Annotated in this window: 28 protein-coding genes; 17 read left to right on the top strand and 11 right to left on the bottom strand. The window is 38.1% G+C overall.

What is annotated here, in order from left to right; all coding sequences use genetic code 11:
• Positions 1 to 43: 43 nt before the first annotated feature.
• Both ACTWPF_RS15310 and ACTWPF_RS15315 read right to left on the bottom strand, forming a co-directional pair.
• Entirely contained in the window at positions 44 to 355 is a 312-nt protein-coding gene (locus ACTWPF_RS15310; protein ID WP_443149675.1) for a hypothetical protein, read from the bottom strand.
• A 27-nt stretch (positions 356 to 382) separates the two neighbouring features.
• Positions 383 to 1,333, bottom strand: a complete 951-nt coding sequence (locus tag ACTWPF_RS15315) for a trypsin-like serine peptidase (protein WP_443149676.1) — start codon at positions 1,331 to 1,333, stop codon at positions 383 to 385.
• Positions 1,334 to 1,746: 413 nt separating this feature from the next.
• On the opposite strand from ACTWPF_RS15315, the gene ACTWPF_RS15320 reads away from it, so the two are divergent.
• From ACTWPF_RS15320 to ACTWPF_RS15350, 7 genes are all read left to right on the top strand, one after another.
• The gene (locus tag ACTWPF_RS15320; protein WP_443149677.1) at positions 1,747 to 2,427 is read left to right on the top strand and encodes a polyphosphate polymerase domain-containing protein; all 681 of its coding nucleotides are present in this window, start codon (positions 1,747 to 1,749) and stop codon (positions 2,425 to 2,427) included.
• A gap of 17 nt (positions 2,428 to 2,444) precedes the next feature.
• A complete protein-coding gene (locus tag ACTWPF_RS15325) occupies positions 2,445 to 3,140 on the top strand; it encodes a DUF4956 domain-containing protein (RefSeq protein ID WP_443149678.1) in 696 nt (231 codons plus the stop codon).
• Between the two features lie 15 nt (positions 3,141 to 3,155).
• Positions 3,156 to 5,228, top strand: a complete 2,073-nt coding sequence (locus ACTWPF_RS15330; protein WP_443149679.1) for a carbohydrate-binding domain-containing protein — start codon at positions 3,156 to 3,158, stop codon at positions 5,226 to 5,228.
• 171 nt (positions 5,229 to 5,399) lie between these two features.
• Positions 5,400 to 6,080, top strand: coding sequence for a response regulator transcription factor (locus ACTWPF_RS15335; RefSeq protein WP_443149680.1), 681 nt, complete (start codon positions 5,400 to 5,402; stop codon positions 6,078 to 6,080).
• On the top strand, positions 6,064 to 7,500 hold the full coding sequence (locus tag ACTWPF_RS15340) for an ATP-binding protein (RefSeq protein WP_443149681.1): 1,437 nt from the start codon (positions 6,064 to 6,066) through the stop codon (positions 7,498 to 7,500). Before ACTWPF_RS15335 ends, ACTWPF_RS15340 begins: the two co-directional genes overlap by 17 nt.
• A 209-nt stretch (positions 7,501 to 7,709) precedes the next feature.
• Positions 7,710 to 7,991: a hypothetical protein gene (locus ACTWPF_RS15345; protein WP_443149682.1), complete on the top strand. Its 282-nt coding sequence runs from the start codon at positions 7,710 to 7,712 to the stop codon at positions 7,989 to 7,991.
• 548 nt (positions 7,992 to 8,539) lie between these two features.
• Positions 8,540 to 11,599, top strand: a complete 3,060-nt coding sequence (locus tag ACTWPF_RS15350; protein WP_443149683.1) for an efflux RND transporter permease subunit — start codon at positions 8,540 to 8,542, stop codon at positions 11,597 to 11,599.
• A gap of 122 nt (positions 11,600 to 11,721) precedes the next feature.
• Here the strand turns inward: ACTWPF_RS15350 and ACTWPF_RS15355 are convergent, their stop codons facing one another.
• The 3 genes from ACTWPF_RS15355 to ACTWPF_RS15365 form a co-directional block, all read right to left on the bottom strand.
• Entirely contained in the window at positions 11,722 to 12,186 is a 465-nt protein-coding gene (locus ACTWPF_RS15355) for a DMT family transporter (RefSeq protein WP_443149684.1), read from the bottom strand.
• A gap of 11 nt (positions 12,187 to 12,197) precedes the next feature.
• Complete coding sequence (locus tag ACTWPF_RS15360) at positions 12,198 to 12,626, bottom strand: DMT family transporter (protein WP_058951155.1); 429 nt, start codon at positions 12,624 to 12,626, stop codon at positions 12,198 to 12,200.
• A gap of 82 nt (positions 12,627 to 12,708) precedes the next feature.
• Positions 12,709 to 13,023, bottom strand: coding sequence for an ArsR/SmtB family transcription factor (locus ACTWPF_RS15365; protein ID WP_058951154.1), 315 nt, complete (start codon positions 13,021 to 13,023; stop codon positions 12,709 to 12,711).
• Positions 13,024 to 13,242: 219 nt separating this feature from the next.
• On the opposite strand from ACTWPF_RS15365, the gene ACTWPF_RS15370 reads away from it, so the two are divergent.
• Entirely contained in the window at positions 13,243 to 14,145 is a 903-nt protein-coding gene (locus tag ACTWPF_RS15370; RefSeq protein ID WP_443149685.1) for a hypothetical protein, read from the top strand.
• A gap of 64 nt (positions 14,146 to 14,209) precedes the next feature.
• On the opposite strand, the gene ACTWPF_RS15375 is transcribed toward ACTWPF_RS15370, so the two are convergent.
• Complete coding sequence (locus tag ACTWPF_RS15375; protein WP_036577204.1) at positions 14,210 to 14,563, bottom strand: winged helix-turn-helix transcriptional regulator; 354 nt, start codon at positions 14,561 to 14,563, stop codon at positions 14,210 to 14,212.
• Between the two features lie 195 nt (positions 14,564 to 14,758).
• Between ACTWPF_RS15375 and hxlA the strand changes: the two genes are divergently transcribed.
• Both hxlA and hxlB read left to right on the top strand, forming a co-directional pair.
• Positions 14,759 to 15,391: a 3-hexulose-6-phosphate synthase gene (gene hxlA, locus ACTWPF_RS15380; protein WP_036577205.1), complete on the top strand. Its 633-nt coding sequence runs from the start codon at positions 14,759 to 14,761 to the stop codon at positions 15,389 to 15,391.
• Positions 15,392 to 15,397: 6 nt separating this feature from the next.
• Positions 15,398 to 15,955, top strand: coding sequence for a 6-phospho-3-hexuloisomerase (gene hxlB, locus ACTWPF_RS15385; RefSeq protein WP_443149686.1), 558 nt, complete (start codon positions 15,398 to 15,400; stop codon positions 15,953 to 15,955).
• A gap of 109 nt (positions 15,956 to 16,064) precedes the next feature.
• Here hxlB and nhaC read toward each other — a convergent pair whose 3' ends face one another.
• Together nhaC and ACTWPF_RS15395 are read right to left on the bottom strand one after the other, a co-directional pair.
• The gene (gene nhaC / locus ACTWPF_RS15390) at positions 16,065 to 17,522 is read right to left on the bottom strand and encodes a Na+/H+ antiporter NhaC (protein WP_443149687.1); all 1,458 of its coding nucleotides are present in this window, start codon (positions 17,520 to 17,522) and stop codon (positions 16,065 to 16,067) included.
• 15 nt (positions 17,523 to 17,537) lie between these two features.
• Positions 17,538 to 18,701 carry a trans-sulfuration enzyme family protein gene (locus ACTWPF_RS15395; RefSeq protein ID WP_443149688.1) on the bottom strand — a complete coding sequence of 388 codons (1,164 nt, stop codon included), beginning with the start codon at positions 18,699 to 18,701 and terminating at the stop codon, positions 17,538 to 17,540.
• A 206-nt stretch (positions 18,702 to 18,907) separates the two neighbouring features.
• Between ACTWPF_RS15395 and ACTWPF_RS15400 the strand changes: the two genes are divergently transcribed.
• Positions 18,908 to 19,597, top strand: a complete 690-nt coding sequence (locus tag ACTWPF_RS15400; protein WP_443149689.1) for a FadR/GntR family transcriptional regulator — start codon at positions 18,908 to 18,910, stop codon at positions 19,595 to 19,597.
• Positions 19,598 to 19,695: 98 nt separating this feature from the next.
• Here ACTWPF_RS15400 and ACTWPF_RS15405 read toward each other — a convergent pair whose 3' ends face one another.
• The 3 genes from ACTWPF_RS15405 to ACTWPF_RS15415 all read right to left on the bottom strand — a co-directional run bounded on the left by ACTWPF_RS15405 (position 19,696) and on the right by ACTWPF_RS15415 (position 21,340).
• Positions 19,696 to 20,079, bottom strand: coding sequence for a DUF2512 family protein (locus tag ACTWPF_RS15405; RefSeq protein ID WP_161465592.1), 384 nt, complete (start codon positions 20,077 to 20,079; stop codon positions 19,696 to 19,698).
• A gap of 45 nt (positions 20,080 to 20,124) precedes the next feature.
• Positions 20,125 to 20,958, bottom strand: coding sequence for a manganese catalase family protein (locus ACTWPF_RS15410; RefSeq protein ID WP_443149690.1), 834 nt, complete (start codon positions 20,956 to 20,958; stop codon positions 20,125 to 20,127).
• A 208-nt stretch (positions 20,959 to 21,166) separates the two neighbouring features.
• The gene (locus ACTWPF_RS15415; protein WP_036577212.1) at positions 21,167 to 21,340 is read right to left on the bottom strand and encodes a hypothetical protein; all 174 of its coding nucleotides are present in this window, start codon (positions 21,338 to 21,340) and stop codon (positions 21,167 to 21,169) included.
• A 174-nt stretch (positions 21,341 to 21,514) separates the two neighbouring features.
• Here ACTWPF_RS15415 and ACTWPF_RS15420 point away from each other — a divergent pair, with 174 nt between their 5' ends.
• The 6 genes from ACTWPF_RS15420 to ACTWPF_RS15445 all read left to right on the top strand — a co-directional run bounded on the left by ACTWPF_RS15420 (position 21,515) and on the right by ACTWPF_RS15445 (position 26,627).
• On the top strand, positions 21,515 to 21,880 hold the full coding sequence (locus ACTWPF_RS15420) for a DMT family transporter (RefSeq protein WP_443149691.1): 366 nt from the start codon (positions 21,515 to 21,517) through the stop codon (positions 21,878 to 21,880).
• Positions 21,881 to 21,897: 17 nt separating this feature from the next.
• Entirely contained in the window at positions 21,898 to 22,248 is a 351-nt protein-coding gene (locus ACTWPF_RS15425; RefSeq protein WP_238022094.1) for a DMT family transporter, read from the top strand.
• 43 nt (positions 22,249 to 22,291) lie between these two features.
• Positions 22,292 to 22,957 (top strand): uracil-DNA glycosylase, encoded by a 666-nt coding sequence (locus ACTWPF_RS15430; RefSeq protein WP_443149692.1) that lies wholly within the window; start codon positions 22,292 to 22,294, stop codon positions 22,955 to 22,957.
• Between the two features lie 211 nt (positions 22,958 to 23,168).
• Entirely contained in the window at positions 23,169 to 24,500 is a 1,332-nt protein-coding gene (locus ACTWPF_RS15435) for a spore germination protein (protein WP_161465206.1), read from the top strand.
• Complete coding sequence (locus ACTWPF_RS15440; protein WP_443149693.1) at positions 24,493 to 25,566, top strand: GerAB/ArcD/ProY family transporter; 1,074 nt, start codon at positions 24,493 to 24,495, stop codon at positions 25,564 to 25,566. Before ACTWPF_RS15435 ends, ACTWPF_RS15440 begins: the two co-directional genes overlap by 8 nt.
• Positions 25,563 to 26,627 (top strand): Ger(x)C family spore germination protein, encoded by a 1,065-nt coding sequence (locus ACTWPF_RS15445; RefSeq protein ID WP_443149694.1) that lies wholly within the window; start codon positions 25,563 to 25,565, stop codon positions 26,625 to 26,627. The genes ACTWPF_RS15440 and ACTWPF_RS15445 overlap by 4 nt, the downstream gene beginning before the upstream one ends.
• Positions 26,628 to 26,635: the final 8 nt, after the last annotated feature.

A 26,635-nucleotide genomic window follows, 5' to 3' on the forward strand; every position in this document is an offset into this window, starting at 1 on the left:
TAAAAAGGCTGGGACGTTATGTCCCAGCCACTTTACTACTCTATTAATTATCGCTTTCTTCATCAACTGGAGAGTCTTTTTCTTCATAAGAATCACCAGAAGAGTTATTAGTAGTGCCTTTTTGATCAACTTCATCTTTTGGAATTGGATCTTTAGGTAATTCACTCTCTTTTTCAGGCGGGTTATCTTCTTCGCTCTTAGGTGTGCTCTCGTCTTCATTAGTTGAGTTGCCTTTATGATCTGATGAATTATCTTCAGCTGGTAACTCTACATCATTACTCCCACAACCAACTAGTACGGTTAAGAGAAGAAAACTAGCCAAAGCAAGATTGATTCTTTTATTTAGAATTTCCATTTTTAAAATCCTCTCCATAAGTAAATCTTATCTGTCCTCCATACTATCGAATAGATCTCGATAATCAGAAGTGAAAGGTCGTGCATACAATGTGCCCCGAGGCTCGGACCTTCGTGAAGTTACCGCGAAGATTTGTCCTAGATGGTCGCTTGACATGGTTCTAAACCAAGCTCCACCACTTGCTCCCCCAGTAAAACCACAGGAGATTTGGGCGTCGTTGCTTAAGAATCTTTTTGTTGTATCTCCATAACAAGAATATGGGATGTCTCCAGGATAAGGATCTGCTGCTGGATAACCGGTTACTCTAACATCCGTTTGGTTTTGACTATAATTAAAGCTTAATCCATTTCCCCCCACCACATTCACTAGATCTCGACCATTTTCAGGGAAAACAGTTAGAAATGCTTGGTCGTAATCATAATTCCCATTTTCCGTCCAACCTTGGAATGTTACTTTCCAGTTAACATTCCATCTTCCGTATGGTGCATTACCTTCATAATATGCTGGAACAAAAATTATATTAGTATAAAAATCTCCACCGTTGCCTTCGTGCATACAATGGCCAGCAGTAGTTACAAGGTTTTTATTAGGATTGTTAACTGCAGAAGCTGAACATACGTAATTTCTTCCATCATTTGGGTTTGTGAAGAATAGTTTTCCTGTTGTTTTTGGAACCACAGCATTTGGAGTTATGTTTAATGATGGTGCTGCAGGTTCTGTGTCGGAGGGCTTTAAATCAGCTGATTTATCATTAGTATTTAAAGAATTAGAATTTTTATTAGTATGGATATTATCCATGGGAATAGCATTTTCCATTTGTTCCTTGGTCCAATATTCCTTTATTTCATTTTGTATTTGAAATTGTGCTTTTTCTTCTACTATCTCTGCCTCACCAGCAAACACAGTGGGTGTAATAATGAAGAAGGTGATGAACGCTATAAAGATAGAAAAAATATTTTTACCGTTTTTACCACTCATACGATCAATCCTCTCTAATTAATTATTTTATTTAGCGATTCATGATGTAATTGCTATAACAATATCCACCTCCTATTTGCTAAGTATGGGTATACATTGTTTGTAACATATTGGAAACTAGAAATCTATGTTTTTCAAAACATTTCCTCAAATTAGAAAAAAGAGATTAAAATACTACTAAATTAAGTAAAAAAGTAGATGCAAAGTTATCAATTTGTTCAAAGATACGACAGAATTTTTATAGAGAACATAGATTTAATAAACAATGAACAAAATAGTTTCGACTTATCAGAACTATAATTATGGTTTGTTTGCTTATTCACCCATCGTTCATTTAATAAAAAATTTACTTGACATCTTGCTGACATATAACTGATTTAACATTGCAAATGTACCAGGAAGGAGTCAGGAAGATGTTAGTAGGAAGACAGGAGTTAAAACATGCTATTTCGCTTGCAGAATACCAGGTGTTAAGAAAAAAATTGGCTCACTTTATGAGGAGCGATCCACATGCCGGGTCAAATGGAAAGTATATGATTCGCTCTACTTACTTTGATAACTTTGACAATAAAGTTCTGCAGGAAAAAAAGGAAGGTTATTTAAATCGGGATAAATATCGCGTGAGGATATATGGCAAGTGTGAAGAGGTCATTAATCTGGAAAGAAAAAGTAAAAGGAATAATCTTACCTTTAAATCAAAATGCCAGATTACAAAGCGTGAATTCGAGAAAATTAGAAAGTCAGAAATTTCCTGGATGGAAGAAGACGATCGCTCATTAATAAGAGATTTGTTTTTTGAAATGCAATACTATCAATTAAAGCCTAGGACAGTTGTTGATTATATCCGTGAGCCATATGTATACCCATATGGGAATGTCCGGGTCACATTCGATTTGAAAATACAGACAAGCATGCAAAACACCAACATGTTCGCTAGTAATTTACCGATGGTGGATGTATTAGAAGCAGATATCGTCATTCTCGAAGTGAAGTATGATAACTATTTACCAGATGTAATTAAACACTTGCTTCAGTTATCAGATACAAGACAAGAAGCATATTCAAAATACCAATTAAGCAGAATGTATGGCTAAGAAGAGGAGAGAAAAAAATGTTATTTACAGTAGCTTCAACCAATTTTTCAGATATTTTTAAATCTAGTTTTATAGAGAATACCGCATCTTTCTCTATTATCGATTCATTATTAGGGTTAGGTATGGCGTTCATAATCGGTTTATTTATTTACGCAATCTACAAGAAAACATTTAAAGGAGTAATATATTCACACACCTTTAATATATCGCTCGTGATAATGACGATGGCGACAGCACTTGTGATTATGGGGATAAGTCAAAATGTCCTGTTATCACTCGGTATGGTTGGTGCCTTATCCATTGTGCGTTTCCGAACACCAATCAAAGATCCAATGGATTTAGTGTTTTTATTCTGGTCCGTTATTGCCGGGATCCTAAGTGGAGCAGGTTTTATTTTATTAGCAGCAATAGGCACGGTATCCATAGGATTAGTAATTTTATTATTCTCAAATAAGATTAGAGTCGAAAATCCATACTTATTAGTTGTGAAGTTCGATAAAGATAATATTGGCGAGAAAGTAGAGCAGATTATTAGTAGTAAAGTGAAGAAATATGTGCTGAAATCAAAATCAATCATGCAAGGTGATGAAGTAGAAATAACCTATGAAATACGTGTAAAAGAAAACGATGCACAGATAACATCGACTATTTCCAAAATTGATGGTGTCCGTTCAGCAGTGATGCTGAGCTATGATGGAAATTTCACTGCGTAATAGAGGAGGGATCTCATGAGAAGAGGATTAATTAAAGGAAGGGTTATCCTTCCTTTTCTTATAGGAATGGCTATTATGATTACAGGCTGTAGCAAATCGAATGAAAGTGTAGCAATAGTAGAGTCGGCGCAATCACTAGTTAGTTATGATAAAGAGGATACGTATACCGAATGGAATGAGCAGGATGCCACAACTATAACTTTTAATGACCAATCCATTGATATAGAAGATAATAATAGTGTCGTAATTAATGACAATACGGTAGAAATTCACACCTCTGGAACCTATGTTTTAGAAGGAAGTTCGAGAGACAGCCAAGTTATCGTGGATGCTGAAGATGAAGGGACCGTTCGTTTAGTACTTAACGGTGTTTCATTAGAATCTACATCAACTGCTCCGATCTTTGTCAAACAGGCTGATAAAGCGGTGATTACTGCTGAGGAAGGGACGAGCAACACGATTACAGATCCAACCGAATATGTATATGAAGAAGAGGCAGATGAACCAAAAGCGGCTATATACAGTAAGGATGACTTAACAATTAATGGGACAGGAACTTTAATTGTGAATGGTAATTATAAGGATGGTATTACAGGGAAAGACGACTTGAAAATAATAGAAGCTACCATCGAGGTTACAGCAGAGGATGATGGTATCGTAGGGCGTGATTTGTTTGCAATGAATGATGCATTCATTACGATTGATGCTGGTGGGGATGGAGTGAAAAGTTCTAATGATACAGATGAAAATAAAGCCAATATAGTACTGGAAAGTGGCTCCTTAACCATTGATGCTGGAAGCGATGGTATACAATCGGAAAATACTGTAACCATTGTGGATGGTGAATATACTATTACTGCCGGAGGAGGCAGCCCAGAAACGATAGAGGCTACTACCGAGTTTGGAGGAGGATTTGGTGGTCAGGGGCAAGGAACAATGCCTAATGGCCAAGAGTTTTCAGAAGGAAACATGCCGCAGGGAAAACCAGATGTCGCTGAAGGAGAAGAGCCGCCAGAACAAGGAGAGATGGACGGATTCGAAAACAGACAACCTCCTGAGCAAGCACAAGAAACGGAACAAGCGCCAAATAACACAGAAGAAACAGAGGAAACAGAAGAAGACGAGACAACAAGCACAAAAGGGATTAAGGCTGAGAACAAACTAGATATTGTTGGGGGAAGCCTTACAATAGATACAAATGACGACGCATTGCACAGTAATAACAACATGGTAGTTGCAGGTGGTGAAATCACGTTGTCTACCGGTGATGATGCGCTTCATGCAGATAATGAGATGACCATAAGCGATGGTTCCATTCAAGTTGATAAGAGTTATGAAGGAATCGAAGGGAAATCGATAACCGTATCAGGTGGAGACATCCACGTTACCGCAGAAGATGATGGTATAAATGTAAATGGTGGAACAGACCAAATGGCAATGCAAAGGTTTGGGGAAAGCCAAACAGAGAATGCAGAGGAAAGTGGCGAGGAACAAGAGTCGGATGAAGGGAAATTGCTTATAGAAGGTGGCTCTATTTATATCGATGCAAATGGAGATGGTTTGGATTCGAATACTTCCGCTGTCATGACAGGCGGCACTGTACTCGTATATGGTCCGGCGAATAGTGGAAACGGGGCATTGGATTATGATCAATCCTTTGAAATAGAAGGGGGAACACTGATTGCTGCTGGGAGCAGCGGAATGGCAGAAGGTGTTTCCGAGAGCTCTAAGCAATCAACATTTATGATGACTTTCCCTGAGACGCTGGGAGCCGGAACTACTGTTTACGTTGAAGGTAGTAATGGAGAGGCAGTCGTTGCTGTTGCACCAGAAAAAGCTTTCCAATCAATTGTAATCAGTTCACCAGATCTAAAGCAGGATGAATCCTATACGATTTATACCAATGGGGAGTTCTCTGGTGATGAAGTAGATGGGTTTTATCAAAATGTAACCACTGAAGGTGGAACAAAAGTACTTGAATTCTCTTTAACGAGTACAATGATGTATTTGAATGAATCAGGTGAAACGGAACATTCTAGTGGTATGTTTGGTGGTGGACGTGGACAACAAGGGCAAGGTGGAAGCTAAATACAGTCGCCATTTTAGTAAAGAAGAAGCGCTTCTCTAGACAAGGGGGGCGCTTCTTCTGAATGAATAAGTAAGATAATACCTTAATTTACTATGCGGGATTGATCATTATAATGTAGGTGATGTAAGGCTGACTTTCTATGGTAAAATAGCCTTAGGAGAGATGGAAAAATGAGTAGAGTGTTAATCGTAGAGGATGAAATTGCCATCAGTAAAGTGCTAAATGTCTATTTACAAAAAGCGGATTTTGACACAAAGGTTACCATAGAAGGTAATCAAGCTCTTCCTGCTTTTCAAGAGTGGAATCCGGACTTAGTGTTATTAGATGTTATGCTCCCAGGAATAGATGGATGGCAAATTTTAAAGGAAATAAGAGAGAAAAGTAAATGCCCTGTTATCATGTTAACTGCCTTAAGTGACGTTAACTATCGGTTAGACGGACTTAATGGCGGGGCAGACGATTATATTACAAAACCGTTTATTGGAGATGAAGTTATTGCTAGAGTAAATGCAGTGTTACGTAGATCTCAAAGCGAGAATCAGCAATTGAGAACATTTGGTGCACTGCAGATTGATCATGAGGCACATCGTGTACTTCTTTATCAGGAAGAAATGGAATTGACACCACGTGATTTAGCCTTAATATTATTTTTATCCGAACACCCTAACAAAACGTTTACTAGAGATCAGTTGATCGAACAAGTATGGGGATGGGATTATGAAGGAAGCGATCGGGCTGTTGATTTGTCGATTAAACGTTTAAGGAAATCACTTAAAAATTGGCCTTTAGAAGAAGGAGAAATAAAAACGCTTAGAGGGGTGGGGTATCAGTTCCGTGTTCACGAAAAATAAAAAAGTACCATTGCAACGGTATTGGACAACGCGCTACCTCATTACACTCGTAGCAGGACTTGCAATTATTGCGATTATATCGGCAATGTGGATCCGTCATACCACATTGGATAATCGCCTGAATATGATGGAATTCATGGCAGAAGAAACAGCTAACCGGATAGTCCATATGACAGATGATACGATACCACCTGAATTTGAGATACATCGTCTTTTAACAGATCAAGGTAAATTTATGAATATAGAAAGCAATCCGATTATCTATGTAACAGATCCTGATGGGATGATTATTAGTAGTAATTTACCTCCAAAGTCCGATGACCAAGAAATCAATTCATCTATTTTGGAAAATGAAGAGACCATTCAAACGATCACTTCTAATGATGATGAACAAACCGAATTTTATGTTATAAAAAAAGCGATTGAAATAGACGAAGAGACATTTGGTTATGTCTTCTATGTGGAATCAAAGTCAAATCTACTGAAAGTACATCAAGAGTATGGACAATTAATGATCTTGATAGGAAGTCTTCTTGTAATAGGTTGGATTGCGATTTATTTTATCACTGGCCGGTTAGCCAAACCGATAAAAGAAGTAGCAGCAGCTGCAAAGCAAATAGAAGAAGGAAATTACGATGTTCATTTTTCATCCCGTCCGAAAGAGGAAGAAGTTCATGAGTTAATAACCTCCTTTCAACAAATGTCAGGAAAGTTAGAACATCTGGAAGCTCTGAGAACAGAACTTTTAGCAGGAGTGTCTCATGAATTGAAAACACCTGTCACTTCCATTAGTGGACTGTTACGGGCAATTGATGATGGTGTGGTTGATGGAGATGAAGCAAAAGAATTCTTGCAGCTTTCCATTGGGGAATCTGAAAAGATGAAAAAAATGGTCGAAGATCTGTTAGCTTTTAATAAATTCGCTGCAAATGCAGTACCTGTAACACTCGACACCTATTTAATTAATGAACTGATTATGGATGCTCTAAATTTATGGGAAAAGACGAACAAGCAAGAAGGGCTGCAGCTGGATGTTTCATTACTAAAAGATGATCAAATGGTGGATGTGGATCCGATACGTATTCAGCAAATTATGATGAACCTACTAAATAATGCATACCAAGCAATAGGAGAAGAAGGTACGATAACGGTGAAGCTTCAGACAAGACATGATAAGGTAATGATCGATGTGAATGATACTGGTGTGGGAATTCCAGAAGAGGAACAGTCCTTTATATTTGAGCGATTTTATCGAGGGGAAAATAAAAAATATAAAGTTGGCGGATTAGGACTAGGGCTACCTTTTAGTAAGATGATAGCAAACGTATTGAACGGGAATCTTACGCTAGTTGAAAGTGATCATTCCGGGACTACTTTTCGAATTGAATTACCGATTTCAAATCAAGACACTATTGACTAATAGGCTAGTGGGGTCTTCATATGAGCGGGTCTGTTTTTAGTGAGAACTACTTCCGAGTTAGAGGGGAGTAGTTTTTTTATGAGGTATAACTTCAATATTTAATCGATAGTCAAGGAGAGACGTACGGGAATTATGTAATTAACAGGAGCTTTTCACCCTATAGCGAATACAATTAGTAATAATATTAAACGTAATAAGGGAGTGGTAGCATGGATGTAATGATTACTATTTTTGAAGACGATACATATAACGATTATGCCTTTGAAAATGAGTTGAAATTAGAACTTAAGAAAATTGGCCGTGATATTATCACTCTTGAGAGTAATAAAACAAAAGAAAGAATTGGTTTTAAAAAGAAAGATATGAGAGTGGTAAATGTGAAAATGGATGGGGAAGAGATAGAAGATCCAGAACAATTTAACGACACAATTTCACAAGCGGTTGTTCAAGCAACAGAAAATTTGTCCCTTGAATTATATGGACTGGTATAAATCTAGATAAACTGCTCGGAAGCCTTCTATTTTTAGCGTTCAAAAAAATAAACCGTTTATTTTTTTCTGTGCAGGAAAAATAAGAAGAGAGTCACATAGAATGAAAGGAGGTATATGTTGTTAAATGAATATGAAACATTTTACTTTCGAAGGGACCTAACATATCTGACCTATTTATTGCTAAAAAGCAATGAAAGTAAGAGGGCGAAGCAAATTCGAAGTGAAATTGAGTTCGTAAGAGGGATACTAAGTAAAGCTAGCTGATGACAAACAACCTGCATATTAGTTCTGTAACCAAAGCATTGTATTTAACAAAAAACCGAACGAGCATTCGAATCTAAAACTATTCGAAGCCGTTCGGTTTTTTATAGATATGTGAATGACATGACTAATAGCCACTCTATTATCATACATAAATCCCTTTTGCATCCCAATTACTTGTGAACAAGCATAAGAAAAGAAAGAAGATATTCCGTACTTATCAATTGATAAGTGAAGGGATATTGTGTTATAAAATAATAGTCAAAACGAAAAAAGGAGACTCTAATATGTTGGATTGGATTTTAAAGCGGTCTAAGCTCTTTATACTTTTTATTGTATTGTTTGTCATAGTAGGCGTGTTTACTTTCTTTCAACTACCACAGCGGGAAATCCCTGAAACGACAGCGAATGTGGGTACAATTAACACCGTCTACCCTGGTGCTACGGTAAACACTGTAGAGCGGTCGATTACAAACCCAATTGAAGATGCACTACGATCAGTAGATGGTATTGCCGAATTAAACTCGACTTCTTCAGCCGGATTTTCTAATGTAGTGGTAGAAGTAGAAGAGGGAGCGAGTAGAGATGACGTATTTGCAGACATAAACCAAGCTGTTTCCAGTACATCAACGTCCTTTCCGGATGAGGTACTTGAACCAGAAGTTAACGAATCGATGTCACAATCACCTATTGTCTCCTACCATCTCACGAGTGATACACGTGACAACTTGCTTTCCTTAGGAAATGAATTGAACAATTGGAAAGATGAAGTAGAAGCATTACCCGGGGTTGCAGGTGTAACCATCAAAGGATTACCTGAGGAACAAATCCTGATTAGCGTAAAGCAGGAGGAGTTGAAAGAAGCAGGGCTTAATCCGGGTGACTTGCAAACTGCCATTAATAATGAGTATTCTCCAACACCTTTAGGTAAGCAAGATATGGAGGAGGAAGTGGTTCAGCTTTCGGTAGATAACTATGATTCCCTGGAGCAGATGGAAGAAGTCTACGTTGGGAAAAATCCAGAGGGCGATTCTGTTTACTTAAAAGACATTGCAGATGTGGAGGTTAGTTCAAAAGAGCTTGAAGATCTTATCACCTTTGAAGGGAAGCCTTCTATATCTTTCACAGCTTACGTGAAAAAAGGCGAGGATATCCCCACTGTTGATGAACGAGTAGCTACCAAAGTGGATGAGCTTGCAGTAGGTCTTCCTTCTACTGTACAACTTGAGTCATATTATTCGCAGGCATCCATTGTAACGAATATTTTTGATGGATTATTCCAATCACTTGCCATTTCAGTATTAGCCGTTATTGTTGCAGCAGCTCTAGGACTATCTGCTTCTGGTGCATTGGTAGTAGCACTTGCTGTACCAATATCTGTTCTGACTGGATTAATTCCATTACAATTCACAAGCGTTGATCTTAATCAAATTTCTGTTATCGGAATTATTATCGCACTTGGTATTATCGTGGATGATTCCATTGTTATTAATGATAATATCCAACGCAGGTACAAACTTGGGGACAAAGGATTAATGGGAGCAGTCAATGGTGTGAAAGAGATTTGGGTCTCCATCGTAACTTCTTCTCTTGCCATTGTATTTACTTTCCTGCCACTTATTTTTCTATCCGGAGGAAACGGTGCATTTATCCGCGCCTTACCAACAGTGTTGATATCAACCATTGTTGCATCAACGTTGGTAGCATTTGTCTTTGTTCCGATTTTTCGCTATTTATTTAACCGTCGATCGAAAAAACCTATGCCAGACGCACCAGGTATTGCTGGCAAGCCTTTAAACAAGCTTGCAGACTTGTATGCCGATAAGCTTTTAAATAAGTTTTCTAAAAAGCCACTTATTGTTTCTATTATTGGGCTTATTTTTACAACCGCAATCTTCGGGTTAGTCTTCTTAACGCCATTTGAATTCTTCCCACCAGCAGATAAGGAAGAAGTAACGGTAGACATTACACTACCAATCGGCACACCTCTTGAAGAGACGCACGATGTGCTTCAAGACATGGAAGAAAGATTACAAACAGATGATGGTGTATATGAAACAAGTGTCTTTACAGGCACAGGAACTCCTGGACTCTTTAATAGTTCACTATCGAGGACTGGTGAGAATACTGGTCAGATTGTAGCCAGAGTAGACCGGGAAAATCAAACAACGCAAGGGCTAATTGATGACTGGACAGACAAACTTCGTAGTGAATACCCTGACGCTGAGATATTTATGGATACCATTCAGCAGGGCCCACCAGTTGGAGCTCCTGTTACCGTTACAGTGAGCGGTCCTGAGATAGAGCAATTAATTGAACTGAGAGATGAACTAACGAAAGATATTGAAGGATTAGAGACTGATATTGTTGTTGATAATGTAGGTGAATTTGAACCATCAATAGAATATGTTCCGAACCGCGAAGCGCTTGAAGAGAATGGCATTAGCATTAACCAAATTAGTCAGCAAATACGACTAGCAACAGAGGGAATTCCACTTAGCTCATTTGATGATGGTGTGGTTAAACGAGATATGAAAATTTTGCTTGAAGGCGAGGATACGATTGATCTTTCTAAACTAGAAGTTCCTGCTGCCTCGACAAATGGCCCACCAGAACTTATTTCGCTGGATGAGCTTGTGACCCCAAAAGAGGGAGAAAAACTGCAGATCATTCCGCACATTGATGGCGAACGTTCCATTACGCTTCGGGCCTTTCCAGAAGATGAGGAGAATTATGAAGCAAACGTGAGTGAAATTGTAGAAAAACAAAGGGAGCAGCTTGATGATTCTAATTATAGTATTACATTAGGTGGAGAAAACGAAGCGCAAAGTGATTTCTTTATGGAAATTACTGTACTCTTTATTATCGTGCTTTTCCTAGTGTACCTATTAATTGCGTTTCAATTTAATTCCCTTTCGTTACCGTTTCTTGTTCTTGTTGCAGTATACCTGGCAATATCGGGCGCCATCCTGGGCCTATTTGTTACCCAAACACCAATTAGTTTCTTAGGTGTGATGGGAATGGTCTCTCTAACAGGTATTGTGGTGAGAAACTCGATTGTGTTAATCGAATTTATTGAACAATCCTTGAAAAAAGGAATGGATGTAAAAGAAGCAGTGATTGAGTCTGGACGTGTACGATTACGACCAATTCTGTTAACCGCCATTACGTCAATTGTTGCCTTAATTCCAGTAGCTGTAAGTGGAGATGCTCTCTTTACACCACTTGCCGTAACAATTATATCTGGTATTCTCTTCTCGGCAATCTTAACCTTGATTATGGTACCAATGCTTTACCTCGTGTTCTATCGTTTTAGAAGAAAGAAAACAGACAGCGAAACGATATAATGACTTTCAAAATGAATATAAAATAGGCTTAAGGATCAATAAATAACAAATTTTGTTATCTATCGTAGGCATTAAAAAGGACTATCAAATTGTAAATTAATTTGATAGTCCTTTTTTATATGTTACGAGGCGTTTTCTTCGTTGGCACGTTTATTTCCTTTATAGATAAAATAAAGAGCAATGATCATAAATAGTAATGCAACATAACGTTTACTATCTAAAGGAACTACTAAACTATTGAACCAGCCGAAATTGTCAATAAGAATACCGATAACAAGCTGACCAATAATAACGGTAATATTTGTTGCAATAACCCCAATTTTAGGAACAGCAGCTATAATAAAAAGTAAAAACAACACACCTAAAAATACAGCAGTTAATTGCCATTTAGGTACTTCCAGAATGGCAAGAAGATTTCCATGCCCAAAAAATAATATTAAAATTGCTAGAAACATTGTTCCAGTTATAAAAGTTAACAGTGTCGTTTCAATTGTTCCCGCTTTATGACCGAATGTGCCATTAACAGCGGATTGTGCGCTTAATGTAAGACCACCTATAAAGGTGAATAGGATCATTAATATACCCAATTTCAGACCTCCTAGTAAACTAAAATAAGAGCTATCACCATTGAAATAACAGCTAATATTTTTTCTTTATTGATTCTAGATTTCTTGCTTCCAAGCCAACCATAATGTTCAATCACAATACTCATAACTAATTGACCAATAATTACTGCAACCATCGTTATTCCAACGCCAACAAATGGAACACTAATTACAATTGACGTTAAATAAACAACGCCCAAGACACCACCAAGTAATGTCCATTTAGGTGCTTCTACGACATACGAAAGTTTACCTTTTCCAAAGAATAGCCAAAGTAAACCTAGGATGATGGAACCAACAAAAAAGTTATAAAAGCTAGTTTCCAGCTTTCCTATCGTTTTCCCTAATTCACCATAGATAGCCCCTTCAAAACTGAGCGCAGTCCCTGCTAATAATGCTAATATATACGAAATGTAACGCATTAAATCATTTCCTCCTAAGTTCTTTATATTTAGATATCTAGAATAATCGATATATAATGGTAAAAAACAAAAATCAACCAACTTAGATTTCTGTTTTAAGAAATTCAGTAAACTGATGAATGGCTTCTTCGTTTCTTCGATAGTACGTCCACTGACCATATCGAACAGATTCAAGAAGACCAGCTTTCTGCATCATATTTAAGTAGTGAGAGACCGTAGATTGAGAAGCTTCGGCTTTTTCTTGAATGTCTCCTACACATACTCCCCCTTTGTAACTTACCTCCTTTGGCAGGTGAGCCCCTTGTTTAGGAAAATGCTTCTCTGGTTCCTTCAACCACTGTAAAATGTTAAGTCTCGTTTTGTTTGATAGCGCCTTAAACACATCGATTGTTTCCATAGGCCATATTATATATCGGCTTTATTCGATATGTCAATTAGTAGAAGTTAAATGAAGTTAAATGTATTATCCGTGTCTTGGTATAGCTCTGTAGTAGCTCGTTCTTATACTAACAATTCTATACAGTGGAATAAGATTGAACGTGGAGGACCCTTGTTTCCCGTCATACTAGTTTGATATGCTAGTAGAAAGATACATAAGATATTAGGGGGAAATAGGTTGTACAAATCTTTTGTAGCTATAGGGATTATGGCTACTATAACGTTAGTAGGTTGTGACTTAAATCAGCAGGAAAACATAAAAGAGGTTTCAATGGCTGAGCTTAGCCAGCAGGAAGAATTGAAGAAAGAAGAAATAGTTCTCGATAAAGATGAAGTAAGCGATAAAGCAGAATCCGCCAGTTCTGACTATGAGAACAAAGACCAAAATGCCAAAGAAAAGGCAGAAAATACAGAGAGAGCGAGCGAACCAGAAACCGAAGAACCTGGACCTGAAGCTGAGGAAGAGACTAAAAGTGAAGAGGAGTCGAAAAGTGAAACGGCTCCTGAAGAGACGGAGGCAGAGGGGGCAGTAGCTACAGAGAAAGAAACGGAAAAGCCAGCTGATACGTTTAATCACTATCCACGAGGGCAATTTGCGGTGGATGGCAATCCGGGTCAGACAGTGGAAAATGCGACTGGTGTTTTTACAATTGAAAAAGCAACAGAAGCAGGCAATGTGAAGGTAGGTCCTATAAACATACAAATTAAAAATGTCAGTCTTGTCAGTGGAGAAGTAACAGAAGAGTCGATAGCCGGTATTTCGGGTGATGAGGTGAGGTTCTTGCAAGTGGACGCCGTTTTGCAGAACACAAGTGATCTTCCCATTCGCTTCTTTTTTGCAAGCACTACAATTGGTATGAATGGCCACCAGTTAACCGCTCATGATATGTTCAGTGGCCGGACAGACGGAGATTATAGCAGTACCACACCAAAGAATGCCACATTGGTATACATGTTAAATGGAGACCACCCACCTTCAGAAGAAATCAGCAATGTAACAATTGATATAACCTCATCTCCTAAAAATATAGAAACAGAAAAAAGCGTTGGGACTGGAACGTCGGTTGATGTTTCGCTTTAAAAAGTAGGAGTAATTTTAAGAAGCAAAACCACTACACTTCAAGACAAGTAGTGGTTTTGTGTTTTTATTTAATCATTTTGTCTTCGTGTAACACTTCTTCCATGTAATCTTTTCCCCATTCATACATTGCATCCAAAATAGGCATTAGTCTGGTTCCATACTCTGTTAGCGAGTATTCTACTTTTGGTGGAACAACAGGATAGACTTCACGGTGTATAATATAATGCGCTTCAAGTTCGCGTAGTTGATTCGTCAACATTCGTTGGGTGATCCCAGGCATAAGGGTTTTTAACTCACCAAAGCGTTTCGTTCCTTTTTTTCCTAAATGCCAAATGATTAGCATTTTCCATTTACCACCTATGACAGAAAGAGTTAATTCCTTTTCACAGTTAAAGGTTTTTTCAGCGAAATTAGGCAAGTTTATCAATCCCTTTCTTTTTATTTAATGGAGTTGGACAGTATACTTTTTTGCACTATCTGTAATGAAAGTGCGTACTTCTCAATTCATTTTATAGAAAGTATAATCCTTTTTAAGCAGCTGAGTAAATCAATTCGTTTTTGAGCATTCTATTCTTGCTGTGAAATATTATGATGTAAAGGGGATTATAAAAAGATGAAATTACAGTTAGCGTTAGATCTAGTAAATATACCAGAAGCGATTGAACTTGTATCTGAAGTTCAAGACTCTATTGATATTGTAGAAATTGGGACACCTATTATTAACAAATTTGGTCATGAGGCTGTTCGTAAAATAAAAGAAGCTTATCCAAGCTTAACAGTGCTTGCTGATGTGAAAATTATGGATGCAGCTGGTTATGAAGTAGAGCAAGCTTCAAACGCGGGTGCCGATATTGTTACGATCCTTGGTGCAGCAGAAGATAGCTCTATTCGTGGAGCGGTGGAAGCAGCAAAAGAAGCAGGAAAAGAAATTCTTGTAGACATGATTGCAGTGAAAGATATCGAAACGCGTGCTAAAGAGCTTGACCAGCTTGGTGCAGATTATATCTGTGTTCACACTGGTTATGACCTGCAAGCTGAAGGCAAGGATTCTTTTGAGGATCTACGTACGATTAAAGGTGTTGTTAAAAATGCGAAAACAGCGATTGCTGGTGGGATTAAGCTTGAGACACTTCCGGAAGTAGTTAAAGCTCAGCCAGACCTTGTTATTGTAGGTGGCGGTATCACTTCAAAAGAAGATAAAAAAGCGGCGGCAGCCGAAATTAAAGAACTAATTAACAAAGGGTAATGGAAGATGAAAACGACGCAATACTTTGAAGAGATTATCCGTGAACTAGAAAGTACAACGCAATCTATCTCAGAAGAAGAGTCTGAGAAATTAGTCGAGGCTATCGTTGCAGCTAATAAAGTATTTGTAGCTGGTGCAGGACGTTCTGGTTTTATGGGTAAATCATTTGTCATGCGCATGATGCACATGAGAATTGATGCCTATGCAGTTGGAGAAACGGTTACCGCGAATCTGCAAGAAGGTGACTTGCTAATTGTAGGAACGGGATCTGGTGAAACAAAAACATTGGTACCAATTGTGGAAAAAGCCAAAAGCTTAGGTGGTAAAGTAGCAGCCGTAACGTTATCACCACAGTCAACGATTGGACGGCTTGCTGATCTTACTGTTGTTCTACCAGGTGCGCCGAAAGATCAGGAAGAAGGCCAATATGAAACGATCCAACCGATGGGATCTCTCTTTGAACAAACCTCCTTACTCTTTTATGATGCTGTAATTTTACGTTTTATGGAGAAAAAAGAACTTAACTCAAAACAAATGTATGGCAAGCATGCTAATTTAGAATAGAAATTAAAAAGAAGCTGCACCCTGAATGTTGGGTGCAGCTTTTTGAAGACAACTTTTAAAGTTTTGTCGACTAAATCAAAATCAGCAAGGCCCTGTTATCGTTGTACCATTACATTGCTTCCTTGCTTGTTTCACCTTTTTTAACATCTTCATCTAATTTACGAATGCCAAAGCCATTCGTGTAAGGGGCTAGAAAACCATATAAAGCAGAAAACACAATGCCACCTAAGTTGAAAATAGCCCATGGGAGAAATTCAAAGTTTCCTACACCAAGTGTTGTAGCCATGAATACACCTGAAACTGTCCATGGCATGAGAGCTTCCGTAATGGTAACTGAATCCTCCATGCTTCTAGATAGGTTTGTCGGGTGAAGGTTTCGTTTTTTATATACGTCGCCATAAATGTCGTTGATCAAGAAATACGTCACAAGGGCGTTTGACGTACAGTTAATAACCGCAAATCCAGTTATGAGGGAGGCGAAAATCACGCTTCCAATGGATTTTAGGTACGTAATAACTTTTTCAAGGATAACGTTAAGTGTTTGTGAGACTTCCAATGCAGATGCGAAAAAGAAGGCACAGAAAACGAAGAACGTCGCATTATACATCGAGTAGAGTCCACCACGGTTTAGTAGTTCCTGAATATCTTCTGAAATAAGGTCTGGAGAAACTGCGAGCATTTCTATATTGAATCCTTCAACAGCTGCAGTGAACAAATTAGCAACACTGGCACTTTGGAAAAAAAGTGCGATGAGCATAGCTGTTATAGCCGAACAAAATAGAACGATCAATGGATTTTTTTTCATAAGTGATCCCGTAATCACGATGACTGCTGGAAGCAAGACGACGGGATTAAGGATGAATAGCTCATTAATTCCTGTCAGCATTTCATCTATACTGTTTAACTGACCAGGTGATGAGTCTATTTGAAGTCCAACAAAATAAAAAACAATGATAGCAACAATAGATGAGGGAACAGAGGTGTATAGCATATGTTTAATGTGTTCATACAAGTTGGAACCTGCAGCAAGTGAACTCATATTGGTTGTATCCGATAAAGGAGAAAGCTTATCTCCGAAATACGCACCGGAAACGACAGCACCTGCAGTAACCGCTAATGAAAGATCCATTGTCTGGGCAATACTCATAAGCGCAACACCAATGGTCCCGGCAGCACCCCAGGAGGTTCCCGTACATGTGGAGACGATGGCCGTAACCAAAAATGCTAGTACATATAAATAAGCAGGATCAATGATTTCCAGCCCGTAATAAACGAAGAACGGGATAGTTCCTGAAATCATCCAGGTTCCAATAAGCAGACCAATACTGAATAAAATTAAAATAGCTGGCAAAGCAGTCTTGATTTTTTCTCCCATCACGGTAATGATTTTTTCCCATTTATGACCGTATAACCCAGCAAATATTGCGAATACGACACCTGCGAAAATAAGCATCAACTCAGCTTGAAATTTCAGCACACCAATCCCAATAATAAAAATTGCGAGTGCGAGGACAATAGGAACCATGGCCATCCCGACGGTAGGCCGTCTCACTTCATTTTGACTCATTTTAAATCTCTCCCTTTAGTAAGATTTAATCGTTTGCACGGCTTGAAATCCTTTTTCTAAGTCAGCGATTAATAAATCAGGCCCTTCTAGTCCGATCGAAAGCCGAACCAGTCCGGGGCTTATTCCTTGTGCTTCGAGATTAGAAGCGTTATCACGTTTTATTGGTGCATTAATTAAACTCTCGTACCCTCCCCAGCTAACGCCAATTTTGAAAACCTTCATTTGATTGATGAATAAGGTAACTTTCTCAAAAGCCCCTTCTTTCAATTCAAAGCTTAATAGTCCAGAAAAACCGGCCATTTGCTCTTTTACGATAGGATTGTCTGTTTGTAAACTCGGGTGGTGTATAGAAGTGATCTCCTCCTTTGTCTTTAAATAGTTAATCATTTGCAGCGTGTTATATTCATGTTGTTTCATTCTTATAGGTAAGGTCCGTAAGCCTCTTAGAATTAAAGAGGCATCATGTGGAGACATAACCGATCCATTGAGTTGAAATCCATATTTAGAGATTTGATCGATTAATTCTTCGTCCCCTATCACAGCTCCACCTACTACGTCACTGTGTCCGCCAATGTATTTCGTTAGGGAATGGATAGAAAGGTTAAAACCTAACGTTAACGGTTTTTGGAAAATGGGAGTGGACCATGTGTTATCAATTGCTGTAATAATCCCATGCTGCTTTGCAATAGTAGAAATACTTTTCAGATCGACTACTTTCATGGTCATCGTGCCTGGGCTCTCAACGTAAATTAACTTGGTATTTGGTTGAATGTCGGCTTCTACTTCTTCCCCTGCGAAACTATGTTCAATTCCAAAACGGTTAAGATGCTCTACTAGTTCCTGTGTCGGTCCGTAGATCGTGTTCACGAATAACACATGATCACCTTTTTGAAGGAGAGAGAGGAATACCGAGCTGATGGCCCCCATCCCCGAACCGAAGCATTTACACCTATCCCCACGCTCAAGCATGGCTAGTTTTCTCTCGAGAATTTCGGTTGTCGGATTGACTCCGCGTGTGTATACGTAATTTTCTCTTTCAGCAGATTGTGCTTTTGTAAACGCTTCAAAAGTTTCGAACGCAAATAAGCTGGTTTGATAAATGGGAGGGGAGACCGCCCCGTGGTGCTTTTCAGGTGTGTCAAAAGAGTGTGTACATATTTGTTCATCTGTGTATGACAAGTTGTATGAACCCCTTCCTAAGTTAATGAAGTTATTCTGGTGCAACGTCGTAAAACTCCCACTGATTGAAGTTTCACTTTATCGTATCATACTTTCAACCTGTATGAAAGGTCGTATTTTTCGGATAATTAATAATTGAGAAGTTTTTTATGATAAAGTAGAGGAAGAGTATAATAGCTATACAATGAGCGGCGTTGAGGTGAAAAATGGAAGCAATTAAAAAGAAACGATTATCGGAAATTGGGGCAAAAGAAATTAAAAGGTATATAAAAAGAGAGAAACTTAAAAGTGGGGATAAACTACCGTCCATAGCTGAATTGGTGGGAATTCTCCAAATTGGCAGATCGTCGTTAAGAGAAGCTCTACAACTATTGGAAACCCAAGGAGCTATTGAGGTTTTAAACGGTAAAGGAACTTTTATTAAAGATATGAAGCCTTTCCAAATTCAACTATCCTTTGAAGTAGAGGATGAAAAGAGTTTTCTGCTGGAAGTGCTTGAGGTACGAGAGGCATTGGAAGGAAAGGCTGTCCAATTAGCTGTACACGCAGCGAATGAAGAAGATATTAAAAAAATGCAGGCCCATTTAAAAAGCTATGTTCAATTTATCAATGAAGAGAAAAGAGACGAAGCAAACCATGCTGATGCAAGCTTTCATCAAGCCATTTATCGTGCATCTAAAAACACCATGCTGGAAAGCATGATCGACTCAGTCTGGGAAACCTTTCATAGGTTTTGGAATAGACCTTTTGGAAAAGAGGATATTTTTGACGAAAGCTACCCCCACCACGAAACGTTACTTCAAGCAATTAAAGAGCGGGATACAAATAAAGCAGGAAGTGCGTTTGAGAAAATCATGAAATCAGTAAGAGACTCGATTTTGGAGATTCGTGCTTAAACAATGCTTCAGTTTAGTCTAAGAACATATTCTATTAGTGTAATGGACAATGGTGATAGAGGAAGACTATCCAAATTGAATTGGATAGTCTTTCTACTTTAATAATTATGAGATGTGCGGTACCTATTACCAAATCCGATATCTTTTTTAAGAATGTAGATATGGAAGAAGTATTCACCTAAAGCCATAACGATGGCTGCGATAACAGCTGCTAATGCCATTGAACCTACAGAAAGACTTGTAAAAGCCATTCCTAAAAGCCAAATTATTACAAAGGCCATGCCAAGGTCTGCCATTGTTGCCATCATATTTGTTGTCTTAGGTAGGATAAACACGTCTCCTAGTAGATAGGAAAGTACGCCAAGAATTAGGGTAATAAGTAGTACATTACCAAACGTAATTCCAAACCCAACTCCTAAAACTAAATAGAGGACAACGAGAGACATTACACCTTTTATTGCTAGTGCTTTACCATGTTGCATCATAATTCCTCCTTCGTTTAGTTGGTTTTTCAAAGTGGTTACGTTCTATGACATTTTATCCTCGTTTGGAGGAGTGTTGTGCATATAAGATGGTGCTGGATTAAGCACCGGCTTCTCACCATGTGAAACTGGCTTGCTTACATATTCAAAGTTTGCTGCACCGTCTGGAGCTTGTTTACCAACAAAGTCTAATTTTTCACTGTCATTTCCTTCAGAGAAGTTAATTAGCTGATGAGAAAATTCTGTTGCTTCCCAATCTGCTGGTACAGTACTAGGGACGATAACCCCTTCTTTTGCTTCTGGTTCTTTAATGGCTGCAATCCACTGATTTTGGTGCATTGTATCGCGTGCTAAAAGGAAAGAAAGTAATTCTTTAACACCACGATCATCTGTCATTTCATAAAGTCTAGCAACCTGAAGTCTACCCTGTGATTCTGCATTTAAGTTTGCGCGCATGTCTGCAAGTAAATTTCCGCTAGACACAATATATCCTGCATTCCAAGGTACACCTACACTATTTTCGGGCGCTGCTCCGATTCCAGATACGATTGCGTGGTGTGGATTCATATCACCCATAACTGCACCGATAACTGGATCTTTCGCTGCTTCCTCCTGTGCTTGAACTGGTGCTTTGTCTAAAAGCCTTGCAACCATCGTTGCTAACATTTCAACATGTCCAATTTCTTCCGTACCAGTATCCAAAATTAAATCCTTATATTGTTCGTTTCCTCTAGTATTCCATCCTTGGAAGAGGTATTGCATGGCTACTGACATTTCACCATACTGACCGCCTATAACTTCCTGCAGTTTTTTAGCAAATACCGGATCTGGGCGGTCTGGTTTGGCATCAAATTGAAGTTCCTTCTTATGGTAAAACATGAAATATTCTCCTCTCCTTTATTGTTCAGTAGTTTCTTTCCTCTTTCTAAAAAAAATAAACCAAATAATATAAAGTTCAGATCAACATTGAAGGATAATCCATAGAAATGAAAAATCCCTTTCTATGATCAAGAAAAGGGAGGAAGTTCCATATAATTTCTGAGTATAAAAAAAGAGGAGAACCTTAGAGAAGTTCTCCTCCACTTAGTTAACGTCGATGTTGTATGAGGTCAATTGTCCCTAAGACCACATGGGCTAATCCGAAGCCGAAAATGGTGTTTGCTAGCATGTCATTGGCGTTCTTTTGCTTTTTTAGAATATAGCCTGTCGTTGTGACGGCTGTTCCTAGTGTGGTTGGAATAAAGCCTTCGCGAATTTCCATTCAATCTCCCCCTACATCGAGTTATGGCACATGCCGTACCAGTAAGTAGTATCACCATTTAAACAAATAGGATGCTTGCTAATAAAACAGCCCAACCGTTATGATTAGAAAGATGTTGATAGAAAATAAAACGGCTGACCGGAAGTAATAATAGGCCATTTATTTAGCAGTTTTTTGCAATCAAAGTTTAAGGGAAAAGAAAGTGGTGTAAAGATGAACGCGTATATTTGGTTAACAATGGCTATTTTATTTGAAGTTTTTGGGAGTTCCATGCTTAAAGTTTCCAATGGATTTAAGAGGTTAGTTCCAGCGATAGGGGTTATTGTCGGAATGGGATTCGCTTTTTATTGTTTATCCATTGCCTTAAAAACACTCCCTCTGGGTAACGCCTATGCTATATGGGCTGGGCTTGGCACGGCTTTAATTACCTTGGTAGGAGTTGTTTTTTGGAGAGAGAAGTTGAATTTAAAAAAGGTTGCGGGACTTATATGTATCATTACAGGCGTTGTCTTACTTAGGCTTGCTAATCCGGGCCATTAGAATAGAGGAGATAAATAATGAAAAAGGGTTATATTGCGTTATCCATTGCGATTATTAGTGAGGTATTCGGTACGACGATGATTAAATTATCTAACGGATTTACAGAAATGCTTCCCCTATTTGGAGTTGTGGTAGGGTTTGGTTCAGCATTTTACTTTTTATCAGTCTCTCTTAAAGAACTCCCTCTTAGTTTAGCTTACGCCATTTGGTCCGGAGTAGGTACAGCATTAACAGCTATACTTGGTATTGCAATTTGGCAGGATCCTTTTAATGCAATTACGTTTGTAGGGCTGCTCCTAATTGTTGGGGGAGTCGTTTTAATGAACGCTTCAACAGGGAAAGAACAAGAAACAGAACCTTCTCACTAATACTTGGCGAAAATATAAAACACTACAAAGGGGAGAAGTTAAATTGGGAAAAGATATTCTAGAAAATGACTGGGCTCCATTGCTCCAAGACGAATTCTCAAAAGATTATTACCAAGAGCTGCGAACATTTTTGAAAGAGGAGTATGCAAAGCACACGATTTATCCAAAGAAGGAAGACATTTTTAATGCACTTCATTTCACTCCGTATGAAAAAGTAAAAGTAGTCATTCTAGGACAGGATCCATATCATGGCCCTAACCAGGCACATGGCTTAAGTTTTTCCGTGAATCCACAGGTAAGTATTCCACCATCTTTGCGAAACATCTTTAAAGAGCAGCAGGATGATTTAGATGTCCCCATACCAAATCATGGGTATTTGATCAATTGGGCAGAACAGGGAGTATTGCTCCTAAATAATGTCTTAACGGTTCGAAAGGGACAAGCACATTCACATAGAGGTATGGGCTGGGAGCGGTTTACAAATCGGGTGATCGAGACGTTGAATGATAAAGAGACCCCAGTAGTATACATCCTGTGGGGATCAGCGGCTCAGAAAAAAGAGGCGCTAATTGATACAAATAAGCATTATATAATAAAAGGGCCACACCCAAGTCCATTATCTGCTTATCGTGGTTTCTTTGGAAGTAAACCCTTTTCTCGTACAAACGAGATACTAGAGAAGCAAGGATTAAAAGGGATTGATTGGTAACAATGTAAAACTGTAATTAACTTCAAAGTTATTTTCACTCTTTTGTTAATGGGGTTACAATCAATTCCTATGGTATTAACAGGCTTGTATAAATGTAGTTTCTGAAAAAGTCTTTGATCAACTCATAGAGTCTGGTCAAAGACTTTTTTGTTCATAAATAATGAGAGTGCAGCTGGGGAACTATATTAGAAAAGACGAAGGGGTTGCTTTTATGAGTTCTTTACTTTCTGAAATTGAAGCAACTTTTAAAGATAATGATGACTTTTTCTTGCTTCCACAAAATATACAAGGCATCGATATTGTTTTAATGGGATTGACAAGCCTTATTGATATCTCAAAATCCATTGAAGCTTTGGAAGAGAAGCTAGTGGAGAAAAACTTAACAAAAAAAGAAATCCTAATGCAATTAAATAACAGTGGAGAGAAAAAAACGAATATAGAAGAAATAAGTTCTTCCGTCATCGAAGGAAAGCTCCTTGTCCTGGTTAAGTCTAAAGCAACTGTTATTACTTTAAAACCAATAGGAAAAAAACTATCCAGATCTGTTGAATCATCAGAAAATGAACAGGTTTTACAAGGTCCCTTAGTAGCTTTTACAGAAGAACTAGATACAAGTATCGGGATTTTAAGAAAGCAATTACCTACAGCAAATCTTCTTGTGAAAAATTATACGATGGGTAGGGATATTAATAGGAAGTTGTCTCTCCTTTATTGTAAAGGAAAAGCAAGTCAAAAATTGATACGCGCCATAATGGATAAAATAGAAACTTCCCAGGATAAAGAAATCAATAATATTCAGGATTTAATCAAGGTGCTGGGGATGCGTTCCCATAGTGTGGTTGCCCCCTTTAAAATAACGGAATTGCCAGAAGAAGCAGCGCAGTCCTTACTCAAAGGTAAGGTTGCGTTATTCTTGGATAATTTCCCATTTGCCTTAGTTTTACCGGGTGTTATTTGGGATCTATTTATTCTTGAAAATGATCGAAATTTTACCTATCCACTGATGCTTGCCATAAGGTTGCTTCGGATCGTCGCTATTATTGTGTCGCTAATCGTACCTGGGTTGTATGTAGCCCTGGTAGCAGTAAATCCAGAAGTTCTTCGAATAGAGTTAGCCCTCTCTATTGCACAAAGCCGGGAGGGTATTCCTTACCCGGCTTTTGTGGAAATGTTGTTTATGCTTATTATTATGGAATTTATTATCGAAGGAAGTATTAGGCTTCCTAAAAGTATTGGTCCCACAATAACAATGGTAGGCGGAATTATTATAGGTCAGGCAGTCGTGGAAGCAAAATTAGTAAGTAATATTCTAATCATTTTTTTGGCTGCTGCGACTATTGCTAATTCCACCATCATTGGTTTTCAAAATGCTGCCTCTATCAGGCTATTCAAATATATTATCTTAATTTTAGCTGCAATCTATGGAGTACTGGGAGTTCTTGCTGGCATCTTTCTTATTGGTGCTCACCTTGCAAGCATCCAGGTTTTCGGGATCTCTTATCTATCAAACAACTTGAAGAAGGAGGGAGCAAAAATTGGATAAAAGTATTCAAATAACCGTTTTTTATATTCTTACGCATATGGGATTAATTTTCTTTTTGTACCCGGCAAATATAATAGAAAGTACAACAACAGCACACTGGATTCCTATTTGTATAGGTCTTTTCGTGCATATCTTAATTGTTATCATTTATTTAAAGGGCCTTCAATTCTTTCCTCACAAAGATCTTGTATCTATCTATACCGCTTCAGGGGTCACCATGACATTTCTATTTCTCCTTCCGGTAGGTGTGTACTTTTTGATGATAAATATTATTACAGTTCGAGCTTATTCCGAGATTATTATGATTATTTTCTTATCGAAGACACCTCTGTGGGCAATTATGGGGTTACTGTTATTTAGTGCAACGTATCTTGCGTATAAAGGGTTAAAAGCTATCTTTCAGACTGGTTTAATATTGGCAATACTAGTTCTACCTCTCATTCTGTTCACCATTGTTGTTTCTTTTCAGAATGTAGATTGGCGCTATATCTACCCCATATGGAATGATGATTTCTCCTTCTTTAATAAATCCGTCTATTATAAGAGCTTTTTCGCTATTGGTGGTTCCTTTTTATTCCTTGGATTCGTGCACCCTGTTTTACCTTATCGTCCTAAAATGGTCTTACTTAGCGTGATAGCTATTCTTCCACTCTTTTTAATTTCTGTATACGTTCCTATTATGACTTTCGGACAAGCTACCTCTTCTAACTTTTTATTTCCCTACGTAATGACGGTAGATGCAATCAATTTATCATGGCTTATGCTTAACCGAGTAACTTTATTCTTTCTCTTAGGTTTGGTCATTTTCATTACATTATTTATGGCGCTTGTATTATGGAAAACTGCTAGAATTATGCATGCTTTTTTACCTTTACGAAACCAAGGACTGCTTGTGATTCTATTGGCAATTTTTATCTTTAGTTGTGCGTTGTTTATTTCAGATTGGAAAGAAATTGAAAAGATCTTTGGTTGGAATACACCTCTACGATTTTATGTTGTATTTGGTGTGCCCATCTCCGTTCTTATACTGGGATTAAGACGAACAAAGGGAGAAACAACGCCATGATAATCAGAAAAGTAACTTTTATTTGCTGCTTACTCATATTATTAAGTGGTTGCTGGGACAATAAGGATATTAATCACCGTTTAATGCCAGTGGTCCTAGGCATTACAGGAGAAGGTGACCAATATAAAGCTTACCTGCAAGTGCCTAGGCCTGAAAGTGACGAAATGGGGTCACAAGTTATTATAGAGGAAGGGCACACTATTAACCAAATTGTAAATAAAATTAGTGTGAATATGGAAAGTAGCATTGATTTATTGCATATCAAGGTAATTATTGTAGATAAAGAACTTGCAGAGAAAGGACTATCTGACCTTATTACTGGTTTTATGCGGTCTAGGGATATTTCTTCAAAGGCCCTAATGGCTGTTAGTGAAAGTAATTTAGACGATTTGTTTTCGAAGATATCGCATTATAAAGCACCAGAGGGCTCAATATTATTGGATTACTTTGAAAAAAACGCAGGCTGGGAACCACAGATTGCACTTACAAGAATTTGGCAAGTTTATAGAAGTATTCATTCCTACACAAGAGATGTTGCCATACCATTGGTAGGAATGGGAGACACTACTTTTTTAAATCATACGGGTTCCGCTGTTATAAAAAACGGGAAAATGGTAGGTAGAATTAGTTCTGATGAGACTTTGCTATATAACGCCTTTAGTGGACACAGTACGAATGGGAAAATAGAAGTGTTGGATGATGCCAGTGTGATGATCCTTGGTAATCAATTAATGACCAAGAATAAGTTTGAAAACGACAAACCTTACCTCACTACAAATATTTCGTTTAAAGTAATGATACTCGAAACGAAAAACAATCCATCAGCAGAAAAAATAAAGAAAGAGTTGGATAAACTTCTCATGGGTCGTCTAGAAGGGTTATTAGAAAAGTCTCAAAAGAATAAAGCTGATATTTTTGGGATGGGTCAATACTTTAGAAAGGAGATCCCGCGAGACAAACTGAAGAATTGGCGATCAAACTATTATTTAGCTTTAAAACTGGACCTTAATGTGGAGGTAGATATTCAGAATGCCGGAAATTTGAAAATACCTTCTAAATAATGGAGTCC

Source organism: Oceanobacillus sp. M65, from assembly GCF_052246275.1.
GTDB classification, from domain to species: domain Bacteria; phylum Bacillota; class Bacilli; order Bacillales; family Amphibacillaceae; genus Oceanobacillus_B; species Oceanobacillus_B jordanicus.